The sequence below is a fragment of the Daejeonella sp. genome (assembly GCF_046590655.1).
Classification (GTDB): Bacteria; Bacteroidota; Bacteroidia; order Sphingobacteriales; family Sphingobacteriaceae; genus Daejeonella.
In genome coordinates this window covers 1-10,085 of the sequence record NZ_JBKJUM010000150.1, presented here as the reverse complement: position 1 = coordinate 10,085, position 10,085 = coordinate 1, and the positions used below count along the sequence as shown (strand labels likewise).

General features: G+C 41.6%; 9 protein-coding genes. 3 read left to right on the top strand and 6 right to left on the bottom strand.

Features of this window, described 5'->3' with window-relative positions; genetic code table 11:
• Nucleotides 1–39 precede the first annotated feature (39 nt).
• Complete coding sequence (locus ACLL8Z_RS13940) at nt 40–585, bottom strand: hypothetical protein (protein WP_411275400.1); 546 nt, start codon at nt 583–585, stop codon at nt 40–42.
• Nucleotides 586–751: 166 nt separating this feature from the next.
• Between ACLL8Z_RS13940 and ACLL8Z_RS13935 the strand changes: the two genes are divergently transcribed.
• The 3 genes from ACLL8Z_RS13935 to ACLL8Z_RS13925 all read left to right on the top strand — a co-directional run bounded on the left by ACLL8Z_RS13935 (nt 752) and on the right by ACLL8Z_RS13925 (nt 4,471).
• Nucleotides 752–1,711, top strand: coding sequence for a rhodanese-related sulfurtransferase (locus ACLL8Z_RS13935; protein WP_411275399.1), 960 nt, complete (start codon nt 752–754; stop codon nt 1,709–1,711).
• A gap of 158 nt (nt 1,712–1,869) precedes the next feature.
• Nucleotides 1,870–3,633 (top strand): family 43 glycosylhydrolase, encoded by a 1,764-nt coding sequence (locus tag ACLL8Z_RS13930; RefSeq protein ID WP_411275398.1) that lies wholly within the window; start codon nt 1,870–1,872, stop codon nt 3,631–3,633.
• 64 nt (nt 3,634–3,697) lie between these two features.
• On the top strand, nt 3,698–4,471 hold the full coding sequence (locus tag ACLL8Z_RS13925) for a prolyl oligopeptidase family serine peptidase (RefSeq protein WP_411275397.1): 774 nt from the start codon (nt 3,698–3,700) through the stop codon (nt 4,469–4,471).
• A gap of 41 nt (nt 4,472–4,512) precedes the next feature.
• Here ACLL8Z_RS13925 and ACLL8Z_RS13920 read toward each other — a convergent pair whose 3' ends face one another.
• The 5 genes from ACLL8Z_RS13920 to ACLL8Z_RS13900 all read right to left on the bottom strand — a co-directional run.
• Entirely contained in the window at nt 4,513–4,980 is a 468-nt protein-coding gene (locus tag ACLL8Z_RS13920; protein WP_411275396.1) for a hypothetical protein, read from the bottom strand.
• Nucleotides 4,981–4,990: 10 nt separating this feature from the next.
• On the bottom strand, nt 4,991–5,716 hold the full coding sequence (locus tag ACLL8Z_RS13915; protein ID WP_411275395.1) for a YebC/PmpR family DNA-binding transcriptional regulator: 726 nt from the start codon (nt 5,714–5,716) through the stop codon (nt 4,991–4,993).
• 40 nt (nt 5,717–5,756) lie between these two features.
• Nucleotides 5,757–6,287 (bottom strand): ORF6N domain-containing protein, encoded by a 531-nt coding sequence (locus ACLL8Z_RS13910; protein ID WP_411275394.1) that lies wholly within the window; start codon nt 6,285–6,287, stop codon nt 5,757–5,759.
• Nucleotides 6,287–7,231 (bottom strand): NAD-dependent epimerase/dehydratase family protein, encoded by a 945-nt coding sequence (locus ACLL8Z_RS13905; protein WP_411275393.1) that lies wholly within the window; start codon nt 7,229–7,231, stop codon nt 6,287–6,289. The genes ACLL8Z_RS13910 and ACLL8Z_RS13905 overlap by 1 nt, the downstream gene beginning before the upstream one ends.
• Before the next feature lie 71 nt (nt 7,232–7,302).
• The coding region (locus ACLL8Z_RS13900) for a lamin tail domain-containing protein (protein WP_411275392.1) at nt 7,303–10,085 on the bottom strand (2,783 nt) is incomplete at its 5' end.

Below are 10,085 nucleotides of genomic sequence, written 5' to 3'. Positions count from 1 at the left end.
CGGTTGTTTTCCGGATCGATGGAGTAATTATAGGATGTTCTAAACATACCCGATCTCCCAAACATTACGGAAGTGGGCCATGAAGTGATCTTTGGTCTTTAATTCTTCTTCTTCAAGAAAGCTTTGTACTATCCCTATAATCGACTCGGTCTCCGGGTCAAATTCCAGGATACTTGCCCAGAAGCCAGTCCCGTTTATTGACATTTTTAGAAGGTTGCTTTTGTCGAGAGCGGCAAACTCTGCCGGATCGGGCCTCTCTGATCCGTTGATAATAGAAAATGTGACTACATCATCCAGATCCGGAAATTTCATTTCTGCCGGCTCCTTTTTATCATCATGCTCCTCCAGGATCTCCTCTTTGTATTGCTTCCAAAAAGCCCTCAGCCTGACCATCATTTCATCAATTTCTGCTTTTGGGTAGGAGTCAAAGCTGTCTATTTCGTCAACCAGAACAAGTTCCGCAGGATCAGGTTCATAATCTATCAGAAATAAAGCGCGAGGTTTGTGGGTGTGGTAAACATAGCGTATGAAACCGAACTCATCGAGCATGTTTTCAGCAAAAAGAAATTCGGTGATGTTTTCCATATTTAAAGATAGGAACAAGGGGGTGGATTGGCTGCGTAAAAGAGAATATATTGATTTGTTTTCTCAGGCAACCAACCGCCAACCGCCAACAACCATTTGCAAAACCCCTCCCCCTAGCGTATCTTTGTCCTGCATTAAACGCTGTTTGCACCAGTATTAATGATTTATGATAAAATACAACACACTTCTATACTATTGCTATAGCGCGATAGAGAATGCGGAGCAATTCGCAGCAGATCATCTTCAATTTTGTAAGTCTTTAAACCTTGTCGGACGCATTATTGTGGCCGAGGAGGGGCTGAACGGCACTGTATCAGGCACAGAAGAGTCATGTAAAACATATATGGACAGCCTCCATGCAGATCAGCGTTTTGCAAAGATTGATTTTAAAGTGGATGAGGTGGATGAGCCCTCTTTTATTAAGATGCACTGCCGTTATAAGTCGGAAATTGTGCACTCCGGGTTAAGGGATCCTCATATTATTAATCCTGAGAAGAAGACGGGGATTCACCTGGAAGCCGGTGAGTTTATTAATATGAAGGACGACGAAGATGTGCTTATTCTGGATGTGCGTTCTGATTATGAGCACTCCATTGGAAGATTCAAAAATGCCCTTACTCTTGACATTGAGAACTTCAGGGATTTTCCGGCAAAGATCAACGAGCTTGCAAAGTATAAGGATAAAAAAATAATCACCTATTGTACCGGCGGGATTAAATGTGAAAAGGCTTCTGCTTTGCTATTACATGAGGGTTTTGAGCATGTTTACCAGCTTCATGGCGGAATCATCAAATATGGCAGGGAAGCCGGTGGGAAAGATTTTGAGGGTAAATGCTATGTATTTGATAACAGGGTGGCTGTTGATGTTAACTCGGTAAATCCCGTTGTTATTTCTACATGCAGAAATTGTGGTGCTCATACCACCAAAATGATCAATTGTGCCAATCCTGAATGCAACGAGCATTTTACACAATGTGATAAGTGCGGTACAAAATTGGATGGAGCTTGTTCGGAAACCTGCCAGACACATCCGCGTAAGCGAATTTACGATGGAACAGGTTATTATGTTAAAGTACCTCAGGCAGTAAATCTGAAGAAGAATACCGCAGAAAAGAATTATTTATAAGTTCCTGAATTACCATTGATAAATGGGATCTTTATTAAGATTTAATATTTAATTTATGGCATAATTTCTGACCCTTAATGATACTTCGCTTTAATATACTCCTTAAAATTTCTGCGCGGCTAAGTTCTAAGTTAGTCTTCCTGTTAATTATTGGTTTAATGTGCGCCGCCGCGGACGCAAAAGCACAGTACAAGCAAAAAACCTATTGTAATCCGATTAATATCGATTATGGCTATACACCCATTCCAAATTTTAGTGAATGGGGCAGACATCGGGCCACAGCGGATCCTGTTATAGTAACATACAAAGGCGACTATTATTTATTCAGTACTAATCAATGGGGTTATTGGTGGAGCAGCGATATGCTCAAGTGGAATTATATTTCTAAACGTTTTCTTCGGCCCTGGAACGAAGGTTATGATGAATTATGTGCACCCGCAGTTGGTATCGTTGGTGATACCATGATCGTCATGGGATCTACCTATACCAGCAAATTTTCCGTTTGGATGAGCACCAACCCTAAGGGAAATGACTGGAAGCCACTGGTCGATTCATTCGATATCGGGGGCTGGGATCCAAGCTTTTTTACGGATGACGATGGCAAGCTGTACATGTATAATGGCAGCAGTAACAGGTTCCCTATGTATGGAGTTGAGCTGGATAGGAAAACACTCAATCCTAAAGGGACCCGTAAAGAAATGTATCTTTTGGAAAGCTGGCGCTATGGCTGGCAGCGATTTGGGGAATTAATGGATGATACTTTTTTAGATGGTTTCATTGAAGGAAGCCACATGACGAAGTATAAGGGTAAATACTACCTTCAGTATGGGGCGCCCGGCACAGAGTTCAGTGGTTATGCAGATGGCTTGCTGATTGGTGACCATCCTTTAGGCCCCTTCAGCGCGGTAAGCGATCCGCTAAGCTATAAGCTGGGAGGATTTATCAGGGGGGCCGGCCATGGAGCTACTTTCCAGGACATTCATCAAAACTATTGGCATATAAGTACTATGGTCGTATCCGTAAAGAACACCTTTGAACGGAGACTTGGAATATGGCCAACGGGTTTTGATAAGGACGGCGTAATGTGGTCCAATACAGCTTTTGGTGATTACCCGCACGCTTTACCTAACAATTCAAATACTGAGAAGATCTATCCGGCAGGAGGTTCGTCTGATAATGGTGTGAATATGAACTCCACCGGCTTCACCGGCTGGATGCTCCTCAATTATAAAAAACCTGTTCTTGTATCGTCTACGCTTGGAGGCTATAATGCCAACAATGCAGTAGATGAAATGATCAAAACCTATTGGAGTGCTGCAAGCGCTAACAGGGGTGAATTTATACAAACCGATCTGGGAAACATGAGCACTGTAAATGCTGTTCAAATAAATTATGCCGACCAGGATGTAGACAGTTCATTTTTGGGTAAGTCGGTTGGCGTTTACCATCAGTATATCGTTTACTACTCTTTGGATGGGAAAAAATGGAAGATTCTGGCAGATAAAAGCAGGAATAAAACAGATGTTCCCCATGATTATATCGAACTTGAAAAACCTGTTCAGGCACGCTATATAAAACTTGAAAATATTCATATGCCGACAGGGAAATTCGCTATAAGTGGATTACGCGTATTCGGAAATGGTAATGGAGCTAAGCCGGGGGAAGTCAGGCAATTTTTGGTGTTGAGAACCGAAAAAGATAAGAGAAGCGCCTATATGAAATGGAGTCCTGTGGATAATGCGTTTGCCTATAATATTTATTATGGTACAGATCCTGGCAAATTGTACAATTGTATTATGGTACATGATGCAAATGAATATTGGTTCAAATCTATGGATAGTAAAAAACCTTACTATTTCAGGATTGAAGCTATAAATGAAAATGGCGTTTCATCTACCGGGGAGCTTGTAAAAGCCAATTGAACAGTTGACGAAATATATAGTTTTTAAAGGCCCGATAAAAAAGCATACCACATAGATTCACTCAATGAAATATTTACATCTTATAATTCTCGCATTACTTATGCATACAAGCTTAACAGCCCAGGTTAAATCCGAATATTCCAGAGAAGTATTTATCAAGGGCAGCGACAGTCTTTTATACCGTCTGTTGCTTCCGGAGAATTTTGATCCTGCAAAGAAATACCCCGTATTATTTGTGCTGCACGGAGCAGGTGAACGCGGTAACAATAACGAAGCGCAATTAACGCATGGGGGCAAACTGTTTCAGAGTGAACGTATGCGTAAGGATTTTCCTGCTATCGTAATTTTCCCTCAATGCCCTACGAAAGATTTCTGGGCAAACGTTCAGTTCAACAATACTGCAGAAAGGTTTGCTTTTCAAAAAGGGGGTGAACCGGGTAAGGCCATGACTTTGCTTATCGGATTGGTTGAGAATTTTAAAAGTTTGAAATACACAGACAACGACAAGTTTTATGTGGGGGGATTATCTATGGGGGGAATGGGAACGCTTGAAATTCTCCGAAGGAAGCCTAAGATGTTTGCCGCTGCGTTCGCTATTTGTGGCGGCGATAATATTGAAAATGTCAAAAAATATAAAAAGGTGCCTTTATGGTTTTTTCATGGAGAGAAAGATAACGTAGTGCCTGTGGAAAAATCAAAAGTGGTGGTCGCAGAATTAAAAAGGCTAAAAGTTGCTGATGTAAAATTTACACTATACCCGGATGCTAATCATAACAGCTGGGATCCTGCTTTTGCGGAAGCTGAGTTGTTGCCCTGGTTGTTTTCCCATAGCAGGTAGGGGAGGTCGGAGGTCTGAGGTCGGAGGTCTGAAGTCGGAGGTCAGAGGTCGGAAATCGGAGGTCTGATATTTGAAGTCTGGGACGATTCTTCTGACCCGATGATGTTATCCGGACTTTTGGAGGGCTGCACTTTGAATCTGGGAGTGTAAACGGGTTTGTCGCTCTTTACCGCATCGGGTTTCTCTGTATTTTGAGCTGGTTTTGCTATTCCCCCTGCCCGAAAGCGGGGGGTATAAACAGTAGCTTCTACAGTTGGTGATAACAGTGGCTCTGCCTGAGAAGCGATTTTGTTTACTTCAATGACTTGACTTTCAATCGCGGGTTTAGGCTCTTCTTTAAGATGATAGGCTCTCCTCAGTTTGTTGAACAAAAACTTTTTGCTGTGATCGAAACTCTTTGCTCCCATTTGCTGGAAATGATTTTGGAATTCAAAAAATAATTCTGGTTCAGCCGTCTTAAACTCGGCCAGGTCTATTTTTTTCTTGATTATGAACTCTTCAAAAGTCATAGTGAGCGGATTACTCTGCCATATTATGATAAACAGCCTGTATGTCGTCGTCTTCTTCCAGCTTGTCGATTAGTTTGAGAACATCGGCCGCTTGTTCTTCTGTGACTGTGCTTGTTGATTCTGAAACCCGTTCCAGCTTTGCGCTTATAACGGCTATTTTCTTTTCTTCGAGTGCTTTCTGCATTTTGCCGAAATCCTCGAACGAGGTATGGATCACGCCTACATCTTTTCCGTTTTCATCTTCTTCAACATAGAGATCTTCCAGACCGGAGTCTATCAGTTCCAGTTCCAATTCATCGAGCTCCATATCACCGGGATCAAAGCGGAAAACCGATTTACGCGTGAAAATAAAATCAAGAGACCCGGTTTTCCCCAGTGTGCCATTAGTCTTATTGAAATAGCTTCTCACGTTGGCAACAGTCCGGTTGGTGTTATCCGTTGCAGTTTCGATCAGGACAGCTACACCGTGCGGTGCATATCCTTCATAAACGATCTCCTCGTAATTACTTTCATCTTTATTGCTCGCCCGTTTGATAGCCGCTTCCACAGTATGTTTCGGCATGTTCACAGCCTTAGCATTCTGCATCGCCGTTCTTAAACGCGAGTTCGCGTCCGGATTCGACCCGCCATCCTTTACGGCCATCACGATCTCTTTTCCAAGACGTGTGAATTGCACTGCCATTTTCGCCCAGCGCTTAAATTTTCTTTCTTTACGGAATTCGAATGCTCTTCCCATTTGTGTCTAACGTACCATTGATTATTGGAAGCTAAGTTGATTATTTATATTTTATTTTATAGCCTATTGGTTCAGGTTTTTCTGATTTCTGTTTGTGATGGAGTGCATCAATCTTATCAAGCAGATACTTAAATACATCATTTAACTTATTATCAAGTAATTTGACTTCTTTTCTCAAATCCTCACTACCTTTTAAAATGGCTCTGTATTTGGAAAATGCCCGCATAATCTCAATGTTAATTTGAATTGCTTTCTCGGAGTTCAAAACAGATGAGAGCATTGCTACACCCTGCTCTGTAAAAGCCATTGGTGTAACACGGGCGCCTCCCCAACCTGCCTTGCTGGCTTGAGAACTTGAGGTCACAGAATGTGACCTCAAGTTCTCAAACTCCGTTTTCGTCAACTCAATCATAAAGTCGGCTGGGAATCGGCTAATATTCCGTCTTACTTGTTGTTTTAACGCTTTTGTCGGAATTCCATATAAAAGCGCAAGGTCACTATCAAGCATTACCTTCATATCTCTCAGGAGATAAATCAATGAATGGTAACTCTTGACTGCAATCTCTTCCATTATCGTTTCAAATTATTAATCATATCAACCGTCATCTTTGCAATGTCAAATTCCGGTTTCCAGGCCCAGTCCATTCTGGCATTTCCATCATCGATCGATCTCGGCCAGCTGGATGCTATCGCCTGGCGCTGATCATAATCTGTATAACCCAGTTTAAAATCAGGGATATGCCTGCGTATTTCTTCAGCAAGTGTCTCCGGAGTAAAGCTCATTCCGGTCAGATTGTATGAAGAGCGGATAGTTATTTTTTCTGAAGGCGCATCCATCAGTTCTATAGTGCCGCGGATAGCATCATCCATATACATCATGGGTAATTCGGTATCTCCTGATAGAAATGACTGGTAGCTTCCTTTTTTCAATGCATCATGAAAAATATGTATGGCGTAATCTGTTGTTCCCCCACCAGGAGCGGCCTTCCAGCTGATCAATCCGGGATAACGGATGCTTCTAACATCAAGGCCATATTTCTGTACATAATATTCGCACCAGCGTTCCCCTGCAAGCTTGCTTATCCCATAAACCGTATTGGGATCCATCACGCAAGCTTGCGGTGTATGATCCTTCGGAGAATTCGGACCGAAAACAGCGATCGAACTCGGCCAATAAACCTTTGGTGTTTTAAAACCCCGTGCAAGCTCAAGCACATTTAACAAGCCGTTCATGTTCAGGTCCCACGCAAGCTGAGGATTCTGTTCACCCGTAGCCGAAAGCAGCGCAGCCAGCAAATAAACTTGTGTTGGTTTATACTTCTGGAAAATATTCTTCAGAATGTCCTTCTCCAGCACATTTACAAACTCAAAAGGCCCGGCATTTTTAATATCGTAATCTGGTCGCCGGATATCGCAAGCTATGACCTGCCCATCACCATAGATATTCCTTAATTCGTTTACTAATTCCGTACCGATTTGCCCATTTGAGCCAATAACAATAACTGTATCCTGCATTATAATTGGTTTTGGGCAAAGGTAGAGATTTTATGGGTGTCTGGTACTTAGAATAGCAATGAAATGGCTGTTTAAAGTTTGTAAGCCAGCGCAAATGGCTTCCGGAATCGTTTCACTTTCCCTTGCGGATCAAAAATTTCAACATAGATAAAATAGATCCCGATTTCTGCAGTCGCGGCATAATCGTTCAGCCCGTCCCAGACAAAAAGGCCATTAACGTTCAATGTTGAATTTTTAAGAATATGCTTAATTAATATACCTTTATCATTGAATATCTTGACATTCGCTACCATTCCCGGAGCAGGCATTTTATAGCTAATCTGGAGTAAATCTTCAAACCCATCGTTGTCTGGAGAAAAAGTTCTGGATACCAGCTTAAATTCATCAGTATCAAAATGACCTTCGCTGTATTGTGAGTTTTTGTACCCGGGCGTTGCGAATCCTGATGCGGCTGTTGCTGATCTGAAATTTCCCGCCTCATTGGTTTTAAGTATTATACTGCTTCTCTCCAGGGAAATTCCTTCAAATTTTTTGAATAACTGGAAATGTAATTTTTCGTCGAAATTCAGTTCATCTATTCTGTTACCATTGCTAAGCAGCACAACCGTTCCTTTCTGATTGTTAAAGGGGGGCAATAGTGCTTTTAGAATTCGATCAGGATTTTCAATTTTGTATTCTTTTTTAAGAATTTCAGGAGCGCTTGTTAAAGCAATATACTGCCCTGGTTCCAACAAGAATTGTTTTATACTAATCGGTCGGGAGACTTCGATTGTGTCTTTCCCAATAGTCGCAATTGCCAGGTCAGCCAGATCCAGCAGGTGTTTGGTGTTATTGTATAACTCAATAAAATCTACGCCATTCGTTCGGGGATTAAACAGGATTTCGTTTACCAGAACCGAATTCTTCAGTATTCGCTCGGCCAGTATAAATTCACCATAATTATAATCCTTGGCAATGTGGGATCCTGAACAATCACTTATTTGTTTCAGTTCAATCCTGTTTATAAGACCCCGGGTTGGAGGATTTTTCAGTTTTAGCTCTACCTTTTCGAAAGCAGGCGATATGGGCAGTACCTGGTCTGGTGTTCCTAAACCATTATTGATGTGATAACTACCAGCAGCAGATGCAGACAAACTATCTACACTTTTATTAAATGTCAGTAATAAAGTAATACTATCCTTTAGCACCACTTCCAATAATTTCAAAGCTTCTCCTGGTGAATTATTGAAGATAGAATTTTGTTTTCCAGGCGTGCCCCCAGCCGGATCCTTACTCGCTGACCAGTTTTGTGATCCGGCACAGCTTGATATTGGGCTGATCATTTCCAGTGAATATCCACCTGATTTTTTGTCCTTGTCTCTGTACCAGCCTGAGTTATAAGCAACCCGATGAAACTGCCTGCCTTTATTATTTTTAAGTATTAAAACATCTTTATCATTTGCAAGCGAAGGCCAAACGGATAATCCTAATACTTTGCCAAATACTGAAAAGTTTGCTATTTCTTTATCAGCGCATAGGATCAGGAATGATTGCGCTGCGATCTCTCCCGAAGTGAATTTATATTGGATGCCTTCGTCACCATACGACATCCCTTTAAGATATACTAGCTTATCGGTAGGATTATAAAGTTCAACATATTCTGCTTCTGGTAATCCAACCTGCGGCGAGGGATCGGCAAATATTTCGTTAATTATAACTGGATAATCTAATTCGGGATTTATTGGAACGGTAAATAAAGCTTGATTATTAGGCTGTTCAGCCCTTTCACCCATACAATTGAATAATGAATCGGCACTGAGTACGTAACTAATACCCTCCTGGAATTTTGGGCCAAATCCGAGATGAATCTTCATATAAGTTTCATCGACAGAAATAGCAATGGCCGTCCCAACTTTATTGTCAATTTTGAAATGTGCGGGCTTATAATAAGTTGTATCTGCAATGGAGTTAAGGGATATTGTTACTGTACTATCAGATGAGTAACTTATAGAATCAATTCTGAGCTTTTGCTGGGTATTCCCAGCTTTTTTCAAGCTGTTACCCCGACCCGGTGTACCACCGTTCGGGTCAATTGATGAGAACCAGTTATAGAACCCATTGCAGGAGTGATTAAGCAGCTCAGCTTTCTCTAAAGACCAGCCACCATTCTTTTTCATTTTGTTTTTGTACCATTTATCCAGAAATGCGACAGAGTCAACTAATCTTCGCTTGAAGCTTTTTAAAGTTATTTGATCGCCTGCGTTACCTAATGATGGCCATGGTGAAATACCTTTGATTTTCCCAAATTGCCTGAATAAAAGTGTATCCGCCATGGGGGCCAGGATCACGTACTCGCCCGGTTGAATAATCAGGTTCTCAATAACGGCTTTCGTACCGCCATCACTTAATATCCATTTGTTAAGATCTGCGGCATCCTTGCCAGGATTAAAGATTTCAATGAACTCTACAAGTGGTAAGCCAACTTCTGGTGAAGGATCCGCAAAGATCTCAGTTATAATAATCTCAGCCGTGTCGATTCGCTGGGCGATGGGCGGTGGAGGCTTACTGGTTTTAAATTCAAGCAGTTGAGATCCGATAATCGATTTCCCGCTACAGTCTTTTATTCGGGATAGAAACAACTTATGATGGGTGTCGGAATGGAACTTTTTCTCATAAATCAAAGTCACTTCCCGGAATAATGCGTCTGGAACTATTTTCTTAACAGTATTTGATGGGCTTAAAACAAACTTGTCGGGAATAAGGGTTGCGCTGTTTAAATGTTTATTGAAATAGATTTTAACGGTTGAATCAGACATCAGTTTCAGACTATCGGCCTTAAGCTCAACAAGGTCATAACCCGCAATACGGACCGAGT